The following is a 17,204-nucleotide window of genomic DNA, read 5'->3' on the forward strand; positions in this document are numbered from 1 at the left end:
CGTTAGGCTGTGTCTTTTGCCACTCCATTATCGTGCGGGTGACCACCGACACCCGGCAGGTCGCGTTTTGTAGCTGTCGGCTCGTCGAATACCGTCTCCTCCCAAAACCGACCCCCCGCAAGGCCAATTCCGCCAAGCCCTGATCTCCTTCGCTTGTCTTGCCCGTTCAGACATGATAGCAGCAGGGTATGTCGATAGATGATGTCTCCCACCGCTTTCTAGTCACCTGGTCACAGCTTCTCCTGGATAGCTTTCATCGCTGGACGGGGCGAGATTTGCTGAGCCGAACCGGCTCACCGGACGCGCAGGCGGACACGCTGTTTTCTGCGCCCTTCGTGGTGGTGTCGCACGGTACGGAGGTCGATCCTCTCTTGAATTACGGCAATCAGCAGGCGCTCGACCTGTGGGAGCTGTCGTGGTCCCAATTGACGAGCACGCCCTCTCGCCTCACCGCAGAGCCCATGAACCGGGATGAGCGCGCCCGCATGTTGGCAGTGGCTGAGCGGCAGGGATTTTATTCCGGTTATCGGGGAATCAGAATCTCTTCTACGGGTAAGCGGTTTCTGGTCGAAGATGCCACGGTGTGGAACGTCGTCGATGGCCAGGGTGTTCGAGTGGGCCAGGCCGCGGCATTCGCTCGTTGGACGGCGGTGGAGTAGCGTCGCTCAGTCAGATCGAGTCTCGGGAGGCGCGTCTGCGAGTGCGCGGCGTGCAGGGTGTGGAAGGGGCGGAACGAGCGGCTAGGTCCAGAGTTCTATAGGGCCGTGGTTGGCCAGCCCCCGGAGTAAGTCCTGTTTGGAGATAATGCCGACCGGCTGGCGATTGGCATCTAGGATCGGCAAAGCTCCGACTCGTTCATCCATCATGACCCGGGCGATTTCTCGAATGTCGGTCGTGGGTGTGGCGGAAAGCACGCGAGGGCTCATGATCTCTGCCAAGGGCCGATGGGCTGCGGTGCTCTGAATACCGGCAATGACGAGATCGGGAGCGTGGCGGATCAGATCCCGATCCGAGACCATTCCCACCAGCGTGCCATGGACAGAGGAAATCGGCAGATGACGGAATGATCGGCGCGTCATTAAGGTCCAGGCTTCGACAAGCGTCGCGTCGGAGGGCAAGGTGATGACCGGGGTGGTCATCAAATCTCTGGCTAGGATAGCCGGCTTCGGAAGCCGCGTTTGCTTCGTCTGTTCTTGATAGGCCTGGTGCGCCGCCAACTTCGTTCGATCCCCGGCCGGATTGCGGTGATCCTTGCCAGCTTGGCTATCGACGGCGTCGATCAGCGGTGTTCCGGGCGTCACGGGTCTGACTGGGTAGGTGTCGGTAACTCCGGTGATGGGTTGGACCACTGCCATGGAAGTCTCTCCTCGCTCGTGGTATCGGCGGACTGCGGGAAATACTTAAGCTGCGAACGCTGAGTAGTTGAGGACCGTGAGGATAAGGGCGGAACGGGGGGGGGTACGTTTTGGGTGGAATGGGGCCTTCCGCCACGAATTGGAACCGGGGTTGCGGTTGCCCCTCGACCGTCACGGTGTCAAGAAACATGGCAAGCGGTCTCACCCAGAGCCCTTTCTCTCCGTAGAGCGCGTGGTAGACAACGACCTCCTCTTCCGTTTCGGAGTGCTTTGCCACACCGACGACTTCGTAGTCGTTTCCCTTGTAGTGTCGATAGCGGCCCGGCTGGATCATGGTGTATCCTTTCTTGCCACGACTATAAATGGAAGGCGTATGACAACTCAACGGACACATGATGTGGTCGTGATCGGCGGCGGCTCCGCCGGTTATGCGGCGGCGCGAACAGCCCGTGAGACGGGGGCGGATGTGGCGATCGTTGATCAGGGCCCGCTCGGCGGACTATGCATTCTGCGGGGCTGCATGCCGACGAAGGCGATTTTGCGATCGGCTGAGATTGCCGCTGTGATGCGGCGGGCTCCTGAATTCGGTCTGTCGCCGGTCGAGGTGCGCGCCAGCCTCCCGGCCATTGTCGATCGAAAGGATCGCTTGGTCCGGGAGTTCGCCGACTACCGGATTCAACAGTTGCGCGATCCGGCCTTTGTGCTCTACGAAGCTCCGGCGACCTTTCTTTCCCCCTATCGGCTGCAGGTCGGTTCGACTTGCCTATCCGCGAAGTCTTTCATCATTGCCACCGGCTCGGTTCCGCGCGAGAAGGTCATTCCGGGGCTGACCGAGACGGGCTGTGTCACCAGCGATAGTTTGCTGGATCGACGAGAGCAGCCGGAGTCGCTTATCGTATTGGGAGCCGGCCCCGTCGGATTGGAATTGGCCCAGTTCTTTGCGCGGATCGGCACGCCGGTCACTCTTGTGCAGCGGGCGCCTCATGTTCTGTCCCATCTTGATGCCGATGTCGGGGTCGCACTCGGACAGGCCCTCGCCGCCGAAGGCCTGCGGGTCATGACCGATACGCAGGCGCTTCGTGTACGGAGAGATGGAAACAAGATGGCGGTGTCTGTCATGCACAAGGGGAAGGAAGAGCTTCTGACCGGCGATCTGGTGCTCAACGCGCTTGGCCGGGCTCCGAACATCGCCGGCCTGAACCTGTCGGCCGCCCAGGTGACCGTGGATGCCGGCCGCGTGGTCGTGGATGCCGGCATGCGGACCTCGCAGCCCCACATCTTTGCCGTCGGGGACGTCACGGAGCTTCACGATGTGGTGCACATTGCGATTCAACAAGGTGAGTTGGCCGGATGGAATGCCTGCCATCCCGGCGATCCTCCCAGACATTTCGACGATCGGCTGGCGGCGGAAGTGATCTTTACCGAACCCCAAGTCGCTGCGGTGGGCCTGACGGAAAAAGCCTGCCGGGCGCGCGGCCTCTCCTATCTCACCGGGGCCTATCCGTTCGCCGACCATGGAAAGGCCATGTGTCTTGGGAGTACCCAGGGGTTTGTGAAATTGATGGCCGACCGCGCAAATGGGACGGTGCTGGGTGCCGAAATTGTCGGGCCAGAATCCGGGGAACTGATTCATGAGCTACTGGCGGTGATGTATTACCGGGGGACCGTGCACGATCTTCTTCAAATTCCGCACTACCATCCGACGTTGGCCGAGATCGTGACCTATCCGGCTGAATCCATTGTCGAGCAGATGCGACAGTCATGAGTCGCCGATTCTCACTGCGTGTGTCCACGCTGGTCCTTGTGGCGGCGGTGATGCTCTCTTGCGAACAACAAACCTGGGAATCCGCCATGGCGGCCGGTCAGCGAGCCTTGCAGAAGGGGGACTACTCTGCGGCGGAGCAGATCTTTGCCGCAGCCGTCAAAAAAGCCGAGTCCCAGTATGGGCTGAAGGATCGGCACGTGGCCGTTGCGCTCTCGAGCGAGGCGCAAGCCTTGACGGCGCAGGGCAAGTATGTGGAAGCGGAGCCGGCCTATCTTCAGGCGTTGAAGATCTATCAGGATGCGCACGGAGAGAATCATGTCGATGTGGCGGCGACGTTGAATAACCTTGGCGTCCTGCATCGGATGCATGGGCAATATACGGACGCGGCACCCTTGCTCATGCGGGCACTCGCGATCAAAGAGCGTCTCCATGGTCCGGATCATCCCGACGTCGCCCTCACCCTGCACAATCTGGGGTTGGTCTATGTGTCGCAAGGGGTGCCGGAGAAGGCGGAGCCGCTCTATCGTCGCGCGTTGACCATTCGAGAGACGGCGCTGGGAGAGACGCATCGGGATGTGGAGAAAAGCCTGAGCGAACTCATCGGCGTCTTGCGGAAATTACATCGCGAGGCCGACGCGGCGCCGCTGGAGGAACGGTTGTCGGCGATCAGACAACGGCGGAGTTGAAGTCTTCTTCCTCTCCAGTGTAGCGTATATCCATGAGGGAGCCGGGGCACAAGACAGAGATCAATTGGCGGATGCAGGGCATGATCGCCCGGGCGGTCGGCATCGTCGCGATTGCCCTCGGATTTGTATTCGGAATGCGCGGGCTCGACGATCCCACTTCTCATTGGCTGAACACGGCGCTGGGTCTTCTGACCACCGGCATGTTGGCGCAGGGCTATGCCCTCTACTGCTCGATTAAGCGCATGCAGCAACTGAATTCCCAATCATGATTCGTCATATCCTAGCCATTCGCGCGACAGCCTGCGGGCTTGTCATTGCTTTGGCGATGATGAGTGCCGCCTGCGGCGGTCCCTGGCGCGATCTCTACTTCAAGAAGGGCGTGGATCGATTGACGCAGGAGGATGTGCGCGAGAAGTTGGGCGCTCCGCACACGGCCAAGACGCCGGCGCTGGGAGGAGACAGTGTCTGGACCTATCGGGTCTCGATGGGAGATAAAGAGCTGGAGTCCATTGCCTCTCCTGGGCTCAGCGGCGCAGGCGAGTCGGTCGGCGCGCTTTTGGGCAAACCGGGAGAGGGGCCGAAACCGACGCTGTATTGCTATCGGTATACGCTGACGTTCGATGAGCAGAAAGTCTTGAAGGCCTGGAAACGTGAAGAGTGCGTGCCGGGTACCCGCGAAACGTTGATGGCGCGATAACCGTTCGGGTTCGCGCCATGTCTAGAGTATTCCCGCCAACCGATTGATACTCAGCGTCGTCTGGCCGAAGAACAGCTGAAAGGCGTGGTAGTCCTTTTGCTGCACCTGTCGGGGGATTGGACCGTTATCGCAATACAGCATGCCGATGGGCCTGGTTCCGACGCGGAGGGGCGCGATGATGGCCGATCCAGGGTGCCACGTGCGGAGAAATTTCGGATTGATGGGGTTGCCTAGCGGGAGGGCGAAATCTTCGATCCAGACCGCATCGGACCGCTTCATGAGCTGCAAGAAGTGCGGGTGATCCTTGGTCAGCGAGCCGGACAAACTGTCGAGATAGAGAGCCGGTTCTTCCACGCCGAGTAACAATCGTCCCACCAAATGATCGGTATTGTTCGGGTTCAGCAGGGCCAGGGCCACCCGGCTAAAACCGCCGTCCCGGTGCAGGGCCTGCACCAGCGTACTCAGGAGCGTATTGATATCCTTGGCCTCGCGCAACGCGGTTTGCAGGGTTTGCAGCGTTTCGAGAGGATTCGTCTCGATCGCACTGGGCCCTCGCTTCTGTGGCATCGCCGTGACGGGAGAGATTTCTACCGGCGGCGGTACGGGAATCAGGCCGCTGGGTTCTTGCTCGACGGGATCTTCCCAGAGATCAAACGGCAGGCCTGCTGAATGGATCAACTGTTTGCCTCGATCCAATGCGCACCCCAGGATGTCGCCAAACAGGTGTGACGGCAGGCCGCTCCCCGCGAGGAGGCCTCGCTTGACGGCCTCCATGATGGCCGGGGAGGGAGGGCCGGTCATGACGTCGATCAATGAAGAGCAGCCGATGACCAGGCCCTTGAACATCTCCTGACCGGAGCCCCATCGTTCCTGGCTCGGATGCCATTCGATTGCAAACAACTCCACGACAAAAGGGGGCAGCGCCCACATCTGTCCGAGGGCTTGCGCGATCCGGAGGCGGGGGGCTCCAAAGAGTTGCGTTTCTTCGAGGAGGCGCGCCGCGGGTGTTTTGGCGGTCAGCGGGATTTTGCGGTACGAGGCGTACAGATCCTGCGATTGACTGGCGATGGCGAGGTCACCGATTGAGTAGAGCAAGGTGGCGCTGAAGAGCTGGCTCAACGAGGGATACTCGAGCGCCATGCCCAGTTCATTGGCATGCACGGCTGCGACGAGAGCCCGCGCGATGACTCCGCTGACAATTCGCTGCTGATTGGGCCATTGACTGAGTTGTTCGACCAGCTGGGAAGCGGTGACAATGGAACGGACCGTATCCAGACCGAGCCAGCTGACGGCGTGGGGAATCGATGTGATGACTTGTTGCGGACTGTAGGCAATGCTGTTCGAGATCTGGAGGACTCGGCAGGATAAGGCCGGATCACGACTGATAATTTGAGCGAGGCGGTCGGCTCCGGTAAGTCCCCCGGTCAGACTGAGAATTTTCTGGCAGGTTTTCTCCAGGGCTGGTAAGCAAGGACTAGCCTGATTCAGGAGCGGCTGTAAGGTGTTGTGCAGGCGGGGACGAAGGGATTCGGCCAGGGCCGACTCCGACGTGGTGGGTGACGATGACATGGAGCTCCTTCCAAAAAATCCCATGAGTTGTATCGGATAAAGGGCAATGAACCTTAACCGGTATAGAAGAAAAGACGGAGAATGACGGGCATGCAGTTGAGCTGGATCACCGTTGATAGTTCCGTCTTCTTGGATGGGCTCAAGTCATTGATCCTGCTGGTGTCGGTCATTCTGATCCGGACGCTGGTCGTGCGGGGCATTTCGCGCAACCATGCCTTGTCGATGGAGGACAAGCGCCGCTGGGTCGTGACGACTAGAAACTCGATGGTCTTTGTCATCCTGATCGGTTTCGTCGTCATCTGGGCGCATGAACTGGAGGCCTTCGCCGTCTCGATTGTGGCGTTGGCGGCGGCGTTGGTCTTGGCCACAAAGGAATTGATTCTCTGCTTGAGTGGAGCGGCATTGCGCGTGGGCGGCAAGGTGTATGGCGTTGGTGACCGCATCCAAATTGCCGGACACCGCGGGGTGGTGCTGGATCACGATATGTTTGCCACGAAATTGCTGGAGATCGGCCCCGGCCAATCGTCGCACTTGTATACCGGACGAATAACGGTGTTTCCGAATAGTCTTCTGTTTACGAATGCGCTCGTCAAGGAAAACCCAGGACAGGAGTATGGCCTCTATACACTCGTCGTGCCCTTGAGGTCGGAAGGAGAATGGCAGCGAGCGGAACAGGCGTTGCTGATGGCCGCGAAGACCGAGTGCGGCCCGTTCATGGAAGAAGCCGCGCGACAGATGAAACTGCTGGAACAGGCCAACCTTTTGGAGGCTCCCTCGCCGGAACCTCGTATTACCATTCAACTCCCCGAGCCGGGGAAGATTCAGTTAGTGCTTCGATTTCCGGCTCCCGATCGGGGTCGCTCGCGAGTGGAGCAAGCCATCCTTCGGCGCTACCTGATTGAGATGAATCAGGCGGTAGTCTGACGCCATAGGAGGACCCTGGCGATGGAGCCTTGCGAGGGTCTCCTTACAATATCCGTGTTTGACACCAGCGCCATTCCAGGGCAGGATATGGAGAGCCTCGCCTAGGTAAATGCCCGTTTATTTACACACTCTGACATGCAGGAGGATAGGATGCGACATATCGTAATGGCTGCAATCGCTGCCGTCTATTTATTCGGAGCTGGTTCATTGGTTCTCGCGGATGAGACGATGACAAATGAACTAGGGGCCATGAAAGATCAGTTGAAGTCCGACGCGAAAGCCGAGAAGGATAAGATGAAGGCCGATGTGAAGGCCCATAAAGAGGACATGAAGAGCAAGATGAAGGCGGAACGCGAAGAGGCGAAGGCCAAGCGGGCAGCCATGAAAGAGAAGATGAAAGCCAAGCACGAAGAAGTGAAAGGTCAAGGCGATGCGGTGAAAACCCAAGCGCAGGATATGAAGGCCGCCGGGCAGCAAATGGGTAGCGATGCGAAAGCTGCCGGGCAGGAGATGAAGGACGCACTCGGTTCGTTGGGGAAGTAGCCGTCGCTGAATGATTTCGGGCCATGACGGCCCCTGGCAACTGCCAGGGGCCGTTTTATCTTCAGCCTGGAATCATCAAATGATAAACACCCGTGTCTTGAGACTTGGAAAATAGGCCTGCTTGTTCCTGTCTCCCGCTTCTGCTAGCATCCCCGCCGGTTAATCGTCCACACTATGAAAATCGCCACGTTCAACGTCAACTCGCTTCGCAAACGGCTGCCGATCGTGCTGGATTGGCTTGCGCAACAGAAGCCCGACGTGTTGTGCTTACAAGAAACCAAAGTGCAGGACAGCGAGTTTCCGCTGTTGGCTCTGGCCCCCTCCGGTTACCACATCACGTTTCGCGGGATGAAATCCTATAATGGCGTGGCCATCTTGAGCCGCAAGCCGCCGGAAGCGGTATTCCACGGATTCGACGATGGCGGTGAATCAGAGGATGCCCGGCTGCTCAGAGTCGTCATCGACGGGATTCCTATCGTCAACACCTATGTGCCGCAAGGTTTTGAAATCGATTCACCCAAGTATCAATACAAGCTGGGGTGGTATGAGCGGCTGAGACAGTATTTCGAGAAACATCTGTCTCCCACCAAACCGGCCATCTGGTGTGGTGATATGAATATTGCGCCGCGCCCCATGGACGTGCACAGTCCGGAGAAGCATCTCAAGCATGTCTGCTATCACGAGGATGCGCGGAAGGTTTACGAGCGAACACTAGCGTGGGGTTTTCAGGACGTGTTTGTGAAGCTCTACCCGGATCGCCGGCAATATACGTTTTGGGATTACCGGGCGCCCAGTTCATTAGAGGCGAATAAAGGCTGGCGGATCGACCATATCTTAGCGACGGCACCACTGGCGGAACAGTGTACAAGGGTTGACGTGGACGTCGAGCCGCGGCGAGCGAAAGACCCATCAGATCATACGTTTATCTGGGCAGAGTTCTCGGTCTAACCGCGTGCGCGACGTCCACACCCGCCCGATCCGGTAGCAGGGCAAGTCCTCCCCGCCACCAGATGGGAGCAGATCACTAGTGCAATCTTTAAGCAGCCCGCATGAACGAATCTTTTCTGAGCCGGCTGCTCAGCCGGTTTCGTTGTATCAATGAATCCAAGACCAATCCGCAGTTGATGCATCGATGCACGACGGATTCCGGTGCGAGCTCCGGTCGCTGTTCCTCGATCATCAATCCTTTGCATTTTTGACAATTCATCGATCTGTCCTCCTCTTGCTATTTCCGAGGGCAAGCGTCTCATCAACGTTCGGGAAGAAACTTAACACCATCAGATTAACCCTGTGTTAACAGGTAGTTAAAAGTGTCTAATCTTTGATTGAATGTGTGGGGGGGTATTGCCGCCGGGGCAACTTGTTGGCAGTGATAATGTTTGACACTTGGGAATAATGTTTGACCATTAGTAATAAAGTGTGACCCTAAAAAAGGCTGGTGTTAGCGGTGACAAAGTCCAAGACTTAGGAATAATTACGCCAGACTTGGTGATAAAGCTTGAGAACAAGAGCGGCTGGGAAGAACTCATTAAATAGTGGAGCCGACCCGCGGAGCAGGAATTTAATGGACCACACTAAAATGCAATTCCTGTGTCCATAAAGCTTATAAAAAGCTCAATGCAGAAGCCCGCAGAACCTCGATTCAGAATAGATTGATCACCCTGTCCATTAATCACATGACCGCCGTGTTACTTACCTGGGGGAACCTCTGCCTGTCCGGCTGTCGCCGGATCGGGCGGCCCATGCCTGGGCCTATGATCTCATCGCATATTCTGAATCGAGGTGGAAGAGGAGTGCGTAGCCCCGAGGATGCGTTGATCCAGTGTTTCAACTCCCCGCAGCTATACTGGCACTATGCCGATCCATAATACGAATACGCCGACCTCGCGCTCTGGTAAACATTGACAAGTGATTGAAGGCACGCGACAATCTCGCACCAATTGCAGTTTGTCTCGGCGTACTATGCCGGTCAGTATACTCATTAGTTGGGCGTCGTAAGCACCAACCGTTCGCCTCGGTCATGCCTTCATCTGTATTCCAGGGAAGAGAAACGATATGAAGTCAGACATTTCGACGAAACTCACTACAGAGACGGCGTACTTCAATCAACTGATCGCCGATATCAAGAAGGGTGAAGTCAAGATCCCACAGTTCCAGCGCAAATTCGTCTGGAAGGACGAGCAGGCACTCGAACTACTGGACTCAGTGGCAAACGGTTATCCGATTGGCAGCATTTTGCTTTGGAAGACTGTCGACAAACTTAACGCAGCCCGCGACATCGGAGTCTTTCAATTACCGAAGACTGACGAGATAACGCCAACCAACTACGTCTTGGACGGACAGCAGCGACTTACGGTCATCTACTCATGCTTGGGAGCGCCGGAGAACGCGCCAGGCTACATGGCTGGGTACGACCTCGCCAACGAAACATTCCTCGAACTCAAGCCCGGCGCTGGAAGGCCCGATGTCTTCCCGCTGCGTAAGCTCTTCCAGACGACAAGCCTTCTGAATTATCGGACCTCGCTCTTGGCTCTGCCAAATGCCGCCCAGTTACAGCAGCGGCTGGACGACCTAATCGCGGCGTTTACCCAGTACAAGCTTCCGGTTGTCACGCTCAAGGATCTTACTATTGATGAGGTATGCCCCATCTTCGAGCGCATCAATAGTTCTGGTACTCGACTGTCTACCTATGACTTGATGGTTGCTGCTACTTGGGCAGAGGACTTCGACCTGAATGAGAAAGTCGGTGGAATCCTTGCGTCGATAGAATCAAAAGGCTATGGGGAGACGGAGAGATCCACGATCCTCAAAGCAGTCTCGGCAGTCCAACTTGATTCGATTCAAGACAAGGCCCTCCGAGACCTTCGCAAGCTGACCACTCCTGAGATTGAAGCACTTGCCGTGCGTACTGAATCGGCGCTCAAGCACGCAGTTGACGCGTTAAGCACTCAGTTCAAAATTCACAGTTGGGACTTTCTCTCCTACGAGGCCGTCTTAATAATCACGACCTACCTTTTCCGCGACACAAAACACCTCTCGGCCGAGCAGTCAGCTCGCCTACGTCAGTGGTTCTGGCGCGCGTCGTTCGGTGAGCGGTACAAGGTCGGCGGCGAGAACTTTGTTTCCCGTGACCTAGAAATAGTCCGACGCTATGTCTTGGAAGGCGTCGGCGACCCTGAACAATTCGGCACTATCCCAATAGCTGCTGAATGGGCAAAGACACAATTCAAGAGCAATGTCTCCCGCTCCCGTGCATACATCCTGGCACTAGCGGCAGCTGCACCTAGAAACCTACCCAACGGGATGGTCGTGGACGTCGAGCACGCACTGTCCTCCTATAACAAGAAGGAATACCACCATGTGTACCCGCGGGCATACCTTAAGGCGCTGGGTGAAGGTGAAACGTCGAATGTTCTGGGCAACATCATCATGTTGACCGCTGCATCGAACAAGACGATATCGGATAACTCGCCCGCAAAGTACATTCCCGCTATCGTGGCTTCTCTTGGGAAAGAGTGCGACGCAGTGTTTGCGTCAAACCTTCTGCCTCTACCCTCGTCCTTCGATTATGCCAAGAGTTCGTACGGCGATTTCCTTGCGGCCCGCGGTCCACTTATATCGAAACACGTCGAGGACCTCATCCTGACTTAGGCGGGCAAATCAAATCCCGCTTTGGCACCGAAGAAATATTTTCTCTGGACAGAGTTAGGCTACCTATTGACGGAGTTTGTAGACGAGAAATCGCGCAAAGCCTCGCCCAGAGCCTCATTGGCAAGGTGGTTACCATCGCATTCCATCTTTGAGGGAAATGACTGAATTTCCAATTGTGCTACTAGGAGGAACAAGTGGTTTAGGTCTACCCTCGTCATGAAAGGCGTTTCTTGCCTTTGTTCTTTGTTTCCCTATGGTCCTTCTGTGACCCTTCCGGAGACGGCTTCCCATACAACTGAAGTAGCCTGTGGTTATATTCGAGACGGTCCTGGGTCAGCAGCCAGGCCATCTTGGCAAGCTGCTCCAGGTGGTCGCGAATTTGGATATCTCCATGCACGTAGGCGCGAGTGAAGTCTTCCACCGGTTTCAACTCTCTAGGGGACAAGTTCCCAAGCAGTCCAGCAATTCCACGGATTTCGTCTTTATATACACCTAGCCCAGGTTGGGTTCCCACGCAGAGATAGTCGATTGTCACGCCAAGCTCTCTCGCCATCTTCGTGAGTACATCGGCGCGAGGTATCCGTTCTCCTGAGAGATACAAGCTCAAGGCGCGAATCGATATTCCAATCCGATCCGCCAATGTCTCTTGCTTGAAGCCTTTATCGTTGATGGCCTTCCTGAGGTGCCGTCCAAATCCCTTGAATGTATAGCCCCAGCCTCCTTCATCCTCAATCGTCATAAGACCCTCCTCTAGAACACAAATGTGCAAGGTCTAGCACAATCATGCAGTTGACACAAGCACATACGTGCATAAGATAATGCGGCATGTGATGGACAGGTTGTTGCGGCCCTGCGGCGCGGCATGAATCAAAAGTCTTCATGGTCAGATGGGAAAATGTCAGTGGTGCCCTAAGACAAATTGTCATTCTGCGCGCCGTTAATGTCAGGCTCGGTATTGTTTGTACGGAACAGATGTGCAGGTTGTCAAACCTATATCCAGAAGGAGGTGCGTATGCCAAGGCGAACTCGAGTACGTGGAAAGCATCGGTGGCAAGCGGCATCGAGGAGCAAGCGGCGGGGCCGTCACTTTCCGTTGCGACAAAGACGATTGCGTCTTCGTGCGTCGCGGTTCACAACACTTGGCTGTAAGAAGAAAGTCTTTCAACCAGGAGTCCGCATTTGGAGCTTTTCATCGCATGGTCGGTCCCACCGTCCCTTGGGATGGACCACCGACCGCGTCCATCATCTCCTGAGTGATCTCGAGTATCACGTATTTCTGATACTCGATTGGGCTCGTGACGTCGTCGACATTCGGGAGCAGTTTCCGCTCCCGCTCCAAACGACCCTGGCGATCGCCCGCCGGTCCCACCTGTCTCATCCCTGGGACCGCAAGCGCGCTCGTTACCGACCGGTCACATCGGACTTTCTCTATACCGTGCGGACTCGTCACCGGGTTGAGCCTCACGTGCGGGCCCTTAAATACGAAGAGGCACTTTCGGAGCCGACTCAACTGCGAAGCCTTGAGATCGAACGCGCGTATTGGCATCAGCGGGGGATTGACTGGAAACTCATCCTCCACAGCCAAATCCCTCTCGCTTATGTCGCAAACATCGAATGGGTCCATCCCTATAGAAGACCGTTATCACTGTATCCATTGGCCGGCGTTGAACTCGATCGGATCCAGCGTGTGTTGATACCCATGTTGAGGCGGTCCCATGATCGGTGTTGTGATGTGACGGATTGGTGTGACGCACGAATGCGACTTCCTGAAGGAACCGCCCTGGCGATGGTGCGCTATCTCATTGCGAATCGTCTCCTTCTGGTCGACATGCATATCCGCATCATTCCGACCAATCCCCTCATTGTGCTGGACGACGCACAAGACGATTTCCTGCTGTAGTCACAAAGGAGGACAAATGGAGATCTCAGAAAACATTGTGATCGAGTGGGAGGATGAGAGAAGAGAACGGGTGCTGCGGTTGTCCACAGACCGGAGCGAATGGATCTGTATTGTCTTAGCCGCGAAGCGCTTGACGCTGAAGCGGTACGACGTGGAAGAGCTGCAGGCTGCGCTCGACCGCGGTGTGGTGAAGATTCTTGATCATGATCCGATGCAGGCCCCCTACGCCAATATGCCAGACCACCAAATCCGCAAGACACTTCGTCGGGTGAGAGACCGACGCTGGAGACGGGTAAGAGAAGTCTTTACGAATCCCAAGATTCTGGATGATGCCTGTCGGTCGAGGCTCCTCAAGTCAGTGGTTCCCCACCGAACAGGCTATCGGTTATTGACGCGCTATTTGAAATGCGGGCAAACGCCGAACGCACTCTTGGCGGACTATGATCAATGTGGAGCCAAGGGTCAGCCGCGAGAGATTGCGGTGAATGAGAGAAGGCGTCCACCGAAGGCCTCGCGGTCTCACGAACCAACGAAGGCCATACGCGAAGTGTTTCAGTGTTGGCTCGAAGAGAAATATGACAAGAAGACGAAGCCGTCCCTTCATGACATTTTCATTGCCATGTCAGGGGCTGAATGGTCCTGTGGTTTTGAATTGAACCACGATGGCACACGGGTACCCAAGTTACTGCCTCAAGATCACCGTCCAACGGAAGATCAGTTTCGGTACTACTTCAATCACTATCATGATCCAGAACGGTCAGCCGAGCAGCGTATGGGAGCCGTGATGGCGGCGAGAGCCGCCAAGGTCCGAGATCGTGATACCCGCCATCTCGCCTTTGGGCCCAACTCTCTGTGGATGGGAGATGGGATGGATTCTCGCGTTTATATCAGGGAAGGTGATGAGGACACTGAACCAGACAACCTCATCCGATCTACAGTCAAGACCGAACTGTTCATTATCGATGGGGACGATTCGCTGCAGATTCTCGGCGCCCCCAAAATCTATGCGATTGGAGACGTCTTCACGGGAGCTATTCTGATTGCCTATGCCACGTTGGAGGAAGAAAGTTACGAGAGTATTAAAACCGCTTTTGAACTCGCCACCTGTGACAAGGTTGAATACTGCCGACAGCACGGCATCACCATCGCCGAGCATGAATGGCCGTTCCGTCACCTCCCTGATGCCATCCTCACTGATCGCGGCCCGCTGAGGGGCAAAATGGGCGATCATCTAGCCAAGGTGTTTGGAATCAATGTCCAAACGACGGCGCCGTACCGCCCAGATCTCAAAGGCTTTATTGAGCGGACGATTCGGACCATTCGACAACGGCTACTGAATTCCTTGCCGGGAGCGTCGCGCGGGCGTCGCACACCGGGTGAGGAGGATCCACGCTTAAAGACCGCGCTGACATTGAAGGAGCTCAACACGCTCCTCATCACTGCGACCCTGTACCATAACAACTTTCGTCGCCGGCGCAATTATCCCATCACTCCGGACATGCGTCGCGATGGTCTCCAGCCGTACCCGATTCGCATTTGGCGATGGGGGGTCACGCGACGGTCGGGGGTCATGAGGATGCTGCCACAGGAGGTGATCCGTCACAAACTGCTGCCAGTGGCGACGGCCAGGATGACCGAACAGGGCGTGTATTTCGGCAAGCTGTATTACGGGAGTACGGGCGCGTTCTTCCATACCATGCGGTTTCGAGCAAAACATCGCGGCACATTCTCTGTCTCGATTGCTTTCGATCACCGATTGGTTGACGTCGTCTATCTCTTACGCGACGCTGGGCGTGAGTTTGTGAAATGCGAGATCAAAGGCTCGAGCGATCGATTTGCAGGGCGGAGTTGGGCCGAGGTGAGGGCGCTTCTCAGGGAAGAGCGTCGTCAAACGACGCTGGCCCGAACACGAGATGATCAGGGTACGCTCGCCTACCAGACGCTGGCCACCAAGATTGTGAAGACCGCTGGCGCGCGAGCCGCCAAGCTGCGTCGAGCCCCTTCTGCGGCTGCCCAGGTTCGCGGAATTCGACAGACCTGGCAGGCGGGGAAACGTCGGCGCCGCGTGGCCAGTGCCAGAGCGCAGCATGGAGTAAAGCCCAACCACGCCGCTAGGTCAACCCGTCGGGGCGCATCTGCCCCCACTGCCCCGCCCCTCTCGACCCGTCGCAAACGCCTCTTAGGAACCTTCAATCGTGTGTGGAAAGGAGGTCGTGATGGCCGAATGTCCCGTGTGTGATCAGTTGCCGTCCTTTGCGAAGCATCTCCACCAGTATCCCGACCTCGGCATGGCGTGGTATGACGCTAACCCCTTGGCCCGAGGGCTCGGCCGTCTGCGAACAGACGACGAGGTGATACAACACCTCAGCCTTCCTCCTATGCTGCCTCCTGATATCCGGCAAAAACCCGCTCATGAGCGAGTCCATCACCTTGGGATAGCCATAAAACGGCTCTTCATTCCCACCACAGAGGCCGTGCGTTTGTACCGCGCGATTGAGCAGATGCTCTATCAACGCTATGTTGAGCTGACACCGTTTCTGCCCGGGTTCACGAAAGAGGTCAAAAAGCGTAGCGCCCAATTCATGGAGGATTGGGTGGCCGACCTGTCCCCACAGGACCCTGTAGCAAATCATTTACTGGTACGAGGATTTCCCGGGACTGGAAAAAGCCGGACGGTGCAGCGATGCCTATCTCTGTTCACGCCTGTGCTCTATCACAGTGAGTTTCAAGGAAGACCCTTTCCGTTCCAACAGCGTGTGGCGGTCAAACTTGATTGTCCACCGGAAGGATCTGTTCGTGGTCTGTGTCTGCAGTTTCTGGCTGAATTGGATCGCCTCTTCGTCCGCAAGGACGGCAGAAAGACGAATTATTTCCAGCACTACAAAAGACTGACGAAGAATGAGCTTTTGGTAGTCATGGCGGAACTCGCGTTGCAGCACGGGGTGGGGCTCCTCGTTATCGATGAAATCCAAAACCTTTTGGACGCCCTGGTGGATGGTCGGAGGGTCATCCTAAATTTTCTCGTGGGGCTTGAGAACACGATCGGGGTCCCGGTGCTGGTCGTGGGCACCTATGCGGCGGATGAGCTGGTTTTGGCGCGCTATCACCAAGTACGCCGGTCGGAGGGCGAAGGCCATTTCGAATGGGTGCCGATGATGTGTGATGAGGAATGGGACAAATTCGTGAAGGCACTATGGAGTTGTCAGGTCATTCAGAAACCGGCGCGCTTTGGCAAGGAGTTCAGTCAGACACTGTATGAACTGTCTGGAGGTGTGATGGACCTCGCGCTACGCATTTTTCGCTTTGCCCAGGAAGATGCCATCGCGGAAGAAACCGAGAGTGTGACGCTGCGGTCTCTGACCGAGGCTGCAGCCCACCACTGCCCGCTGAGTCGCGGTACTCTTGAAGCCCTCAAGGCGCGGGATTGGAATAATCCGTTGCTACAGGATCTGTCCGATATGCTCACGGGCGAACAGCGCGAAGAGCTAAAAAACAGTCAGGGGACTGCACTTGCTGTGGCCGAAGCAGATGACGTCACGGCGCCACAACGCAAGCACTCCATCGACAAGGCAAAGCCAGCGAGCAAGAGGACAGCTTCAACAGGCCGCAAACAGAAGCCGCAGGCCTTAGGTGAAGCGACTTCGAGGCGACGCAAGTCGCCCTGCAAGCAGCGTCAGACGTGCACCGGACAACTCCAGAGATTGGTCAGCGAAGGGTCGGCCAATGGGGTATCAGCGACCGAGGCGCTCAAAGACCATGTGGCGAAGCCATCCACTGATCAGAAGGAGGCCCAGCCATGATGATCGGATGTGTGCGGCAGGGGACGGCTATTGCTGTCGTGGAAGCGGATGGCGCCTCGCTCGGTGAGCACTGCAAAGCCAATGACCAAGTCAGCGGAAGTCACAGTCCATTGTCATCACCCAGGAAGAAGATGCCAGCACAAGATTAAGAGATCGCCGAAACGGCGCAGATCCGCACGAAAGCCGCCCCAGTCCTGCCGTGGGCATCTTCAACGGTTAATCACTGAAGGGTCGGCGAAGGGCGTACCGCCGACTGAAGCGCTCAACAAGCATCTTGCCAGACCTGAAAATATGCCGGAGGAAACACAGCCATG

General features: G+C 56.6%; 18 protein-coding genes and 1 pseudogene. 13 read left to right on the forward strand and 6 right to left on the reverse strand.

Annotation, left to right across the window (positions count from 1 at the left end):
• Nucleotides 1-188 precede the first annotated feature (188 nt).
• Nucleotides 189-659 (forward strand): MEKHLA domain-containing protein, encoded by a 471-nt coding sequence (locus NITLEN_RS07430; protein ID WP_121988967.1) that lies wholly within the window; start codon nucleotides 189-191, stop codon nucleotides 657-659.
• A gap of 81 nt (nucleotides 660-740) precedes the next feature.
• Here the strand turns inward: NITLEN_RS07430 and NITLEN_RS07435 are convergent, their stop codons facing one another.
• The gene (locus NITLEN_RS07435) at nucleotides 741-1,355 is read right to left on the reverse strand and encodes a CBS domain-containing protein (protein WP_121988968.1); all 615 of its coding nucleotides are present in this window, start codon (nucleotides 1,353-1,355) and stop codon (nucleotides 741-743) included.
• A gap of 133 nt (nucleotides 1,356-1,488) precedes the next feature.
• A pseudogene (locus NITLEN_RS18655) lies at nucleotides 1,489-1,689 on the reverse strand (DUF1653 domain-containing protein); the annotation flags it as partial.
• A 39-nt stretch (nucleotides 1,690-1,728) separates the two neighbouring features.
• On the opposite strand from NITLEN_RS18655, the gene NITLEN_RS07445 reads away from it, so the two are divergent.
• From NITLEN_RS07445 to NITLEN_RS07460, 4 genes are read left to right on the forward strand one after another with little or no spacing between them, the layout of a single operon-like run.
• Nucleotides 1,729-3,120: a dihydrolipoyl dehydrogenase family protein gene (locus tag NITLEN_RS07445; protein WP_121988970.1), complete on the forward strand. Its 1,392-nt coding sequence runs from the start codon at nucleotides 1,729-1,731 to the stop codon at nucleotides 3,118-3,120.
• Nucleotides 3,117-3,806, forward strand: coding sequence for a tetratricopeptide repeat protein (locus NITLEN_RS07450; RefSeq protein WP_121988971.1), 690 nt, complete (start codon nucleotides 3,117-3,119; stop codon nucleotides 3,804-3,806). The genes NITLEN_RS07445 and NITLEN_RS07450 overlap by 4 nt, the downstream gene beginning before the upstream one ends.
• A 32-nt stretch (nucleotides 3,807-3,838) precedes the next feature.
• Nucleotides 3,839-4,075: a hypothetical protein gene (locus tag NITLEN_RS07455; protein WP_181416703.1), complete on the forward strand. Its 237-nt coding sequence runs from the start codon at nucleotides 3,839-3,841 to the stop codon at nucleotides 4,073-4,075.
• Nucleotides 4,072-4,503: a hypothetical protein gene (locus tag NITLEN_RS07460; RefSeq protein ID WP_121988973.1), complete on the forward strand. Its 432-nt coding sequence runs from the start codon at nucleotides 4,072-4,074 to the stop codon at nucleotides 4,501-4,503. The genes NITLEN_RS07455 and NITLEN_RS07460 overlap by 4 nt, the downstream gene beginning before the upstream one ends.
• Nucleotides 4,504-4,524: 21 nt before the next feature.
• Here NITLEN_RS07460 and NITLEN_RS07465 read toward each other — a convergent pair whose 3' ends face one another.
• Entirely contained in the window at nucleotides 4,525-6,072 is a 1,548-nt protein-coding gene (locus NITLEN_RS07465; protein ID WP_181416704.1) for an HDOD domain-containing protein, read from the reverse strand.
• Between the two features lie 90 nt (nucleotides 6,073-6,162).
• Between NITLEN_RS07465 and NITLEN_RS07470 the strand changes: the two genes are divergently transcribed.
• From NITLEN_RS07470 to xth, 3 genes are all read left to right on the forward strand, one after another.
• Nucleotides 6,163-6,996, forward strand: a complete 834-nt coding sequence (locus NITLEN_RS07470; RefSeq protein ID WP_181416705.1) for a mechanosensitive ion channel family protein — start codon at nucleotides 6,163-6,165, stop codon at nucleotides 6,994-6,996.
• Nucleotides 6,997-7,146: 150 nt separating this feature from the next.
• Nucleotides 7,147-7,539 (forward strand): hypothetical protein, encoded by a 393-nt coding sequence (locus NITLEN_RS07475; RefSeq protein ID WP_121988976.1) that lies wholly within the window; start codon nucleotides 7,147-7,149, stop codon nucleotides 7,537-7,539.
• 174 nt (nucleotides 7,540-7,713) lie between these two features.
• Entirely contained in the window at nucleotides 7,714-8,487 is a 774-nt protein-coding gene (gene xth, locus NITLEN_RS07480) for an exodeoxyribonuclease III (RefSeq protein ID WP_121988977.1), read from the forward strand.
• Nucleotides 8,488-8,575: 88 nt separating this feature from the next.
• Here the strand turns inward: xth and NITLEN_RS18080 are convergent, their stop codons facing one another.
• The gene (locus NITLEN_RS18080; RefSeq protein WP_181416706.1) at nucleotides 8,576-8,746 is read right to left on the reverse strand and encodes a hypothetical protein; all 171 of its coding nucleotides are present in this window, start codon (nucleotides 8,744-8,746) and stop codon (nucleotides 8,576-8,578) included.
• A gap of 848 nt (nucleotides 8,747-9,594) precedes the next feature.
• Between NITLEN_RS18080 and NITLEN_RS07485 the strand changes: the two genes are divergently transcribed.
• On the forward strand, nucleotides 9,595-11,190 hold the full coding sequence (locus tag NITLEN_RS07485; protein ID WP_121988978.1) for a GmrSD restriction endonuclease domain-containing protein: 1,596 nt from the start codon (nucleotides 9,595-9,597) through the stop codon (nucleotides 11,188-11,190).
• Nucleotides 11,191-11,404: 214 nt separating this feature from the next.
• Here NITLEN_RS07485 and NITLEN_RS07490 read toward each other — a convergent pair whose 3' ends face one another.
• Nucleotides 11,405-11,929, reverse strand: coding sequence for a helix-turn-helix domain-containing protein (locus NITLEN_RS07490; RefSeq protein WP_121988979.1), 525 nt, complete (start codon nucleotides 11,927-11,929; stop codon nucleotides 11,405-11,407).
• A gap of 450 nt (nucleotides 11,930-12,379) precedes the next feature.
• Nucleotides 12,380-12,568, reverse strand: a complete 189-nt coding sequence (locus tag NITLEN_RS18395) for a hypothetical protein (RefSeq protein ID WP_245924428.1) — start codon at nucleotides 12,566-12,568, stop codon at nucleotides 12,380-12,382.
• On the opposite strand from NITLEN_RS18395, the gene NITLEN_RS18400 reads away from it, so the two are divergent.
• Genes NITLEN_RS18400 through NITLEN_RS18085 form a run of 4 tightly spaced genes read left to right on the forward strand, consistent with a single transcriptional unit; the run spans nucleotide 12,542 to nucleotide 17,039 of the window.
• Nucleotides 12,542-13,090 (forward strand): TnsA endonuclease C-terminal domain-containing protein, encoded by a 549-nt coding sequence (locus NITLEN_RS18400; protein WP_425464142.1) that lies wholly within the window; start codon nucleotides 12,542-12,544, stop codon nucleotides 13,088-13,090. The two genes, NITLEN_RS18395 and NITLEN_RS18400, sit on opposite strands and share 27 nt — an antisense overlap.
• 16 nt (nucleotides 13,091-13,106) lie before the next feature.
• Complete coding sequence (locus NITLEN_RS07500; protein WP_121988981.1) at nucleotides 13,107-15,329, forward strand: DDE-type integrase/transposase/recombinase; 2,223 nt, start codon at nucleotides 13,107-13,109, stop codon at nucleotides 15,327-15,329.
• Nucleotides 15,307-16,890 carry an ATP-binding protein gene (locus NITLEN_RS07505; RefSeq protein ID WP_121988982.1) on the forward strand — a complete coding sequence of 528 codons (1,584 nt, stop codon included), beginning with the start codon at nucleotides 15,307-15,309 and terminating at the stop codon, nucleotides 16,888-16,890. Before NITLEN_RS07500 ends, NITLEN_RS07505 begins: the two co-directional genes overlap by 23 nt.
• Nucleotides 16,887-17,039 carry a hypothetical protein gene (locus tag NITLEN_RS18085; RefSeq protein ID WP_181416708.1) on the forward strand — a complete coding sequence of 51 codons (153 nt, stop codon included), beginning with the start codon at nucleotides 16,887-16,889 and terminating at the stop codon, nucleotides 17,037-17,039. The genes NITLEN_RS07505 and NITLEN_RS18085 overlap by 4 nt, the downstream gene beginning before the upstream one ends.
• Nucleotides 17,040-17,204: the final 165 nt, after the last annotated feature.

The organism is Nitrospira lenta, from assembly GCF_900403705.1.
Lineage (GTDB): Bacteria > Nitrospirota > Nitrospiria > Nitrospirales > Nitrospiraceae > Nitrospira_D > Nitrospira_D lenta.

Coding starts and splice junctions, on each gene's coding strand:
- NITLEN_RS07465 (WP_181416704.1), bottom strand. CDS start 6,072: ATGTCATCGTCACCCACCACGTCGGAGTCGGCCCTGGCCGAATCCCTT.
- NITLEN_RS07445 (WP_121988970.1), top strand. CDS start 1,729: ATGACAACTCAACGGACACATGATGTGGTCGTGATCGGCGGCGGCTCC.
- xth (WP_121988977.1), top strand. CDS start 7,714: ATGAAAATCGCCACGTTCAACGTCAACTCGCTTCGCAAACGGCTGCCG.
- NITLEN_RS18395 (WP_245924428.1), bottom strand. CDS start 12,568: ATGAGACAGGTGGGACCGGCGGGCGATCGCCAGGGTCGTTTGGAGCGG.
- NITLEN_RS07490 (WP_121988979.1), bottom strand. CDS start 11,929: ATGACGATTGAGGATGAAGGAGGCTGGGGCTATACATTCAAGGGATTT.
- NITLEN_RS07460 (WP_121988973.1), top strand. CDS start 4,072: ATGATTCGTCATATCCTAGCCATTCGCGCGACAGCCTGCGGGCTTGTC.
- NITLEN_RS18085 (WP_181416708.1), top strand. CDS start 16,887: ATGATGATCGGATGTGTGCGGCAGGGGACGGCTATTGCTGTCGTGGAA.
- NITLEN_RS07435 (WP_121988968.1), bottom strand. CDS start 1,355: ATGGCAGTGGTCCAACCCATCACCGGAGTTACCGACACCTACCCAGTC.
- NITLEN_RS07475 (WP_121988976.1), top strand. CDS start 7,147: ATGCGACATATCGTAATGGCTGCAATCGCTGCCGTCTATTTATTCGGA.
- NITLEN_RS18080 (WP_181416706.1), bottom strand. CDS start 8,746: ATGAATTGTCAAAAATGCAAAGGATTGATGATCGAGGAACAGCGACCG.
- NITLEN_RS07505 (WP_121988982.1), top strand. CDS start 15,307: ATGGCCGAATGTCCCGTGTGTGATCAGTTGCCGTCCTTTGCGAAGCAT.
- NITLEN_RS07455 (WP_181416703.1), top strand. CDS start 3,839: ATGAGGGAGCCGGGGCACAAGACAGAGATCAATTGGCGGATGCAGGGC.
- NITLEN_RS07430 (WP_121988967.1), top strand. CDS start 189: ATGTCGATAGATGATGTCTCCCACCGCTTTCTAGTCACCTGGTCACAG.
- NITLEN_RS07450 (WP_121988971.1), top strand. CDS start 3,117: ATGAGTCGCCGATTCTCACTGCGTGTGTCCACGCTGGTCCTTGTGGCG.
- NITLEN_RS07485 (WP_121988978.1), top strand. CDS start 9,595: ATGAAGTCAGACATTTCGACGAAACTCACTACAGAGACGGCGTACTTC.
- NITLEN_RS07500 (WP_121988981.1), top strand. CDS start 13,107: ATGGAGATCTCAGAAAACATTGTGATCGAGTGGGAGGATGAGAGAAGA.
- NITLEN_RS07470 (WP_181416705.1), top strand. CDS start 6,163: ATGCAGTTGAGCTGGATCACCGTTGATAGTTCCGTCTTCTTGGATGGG.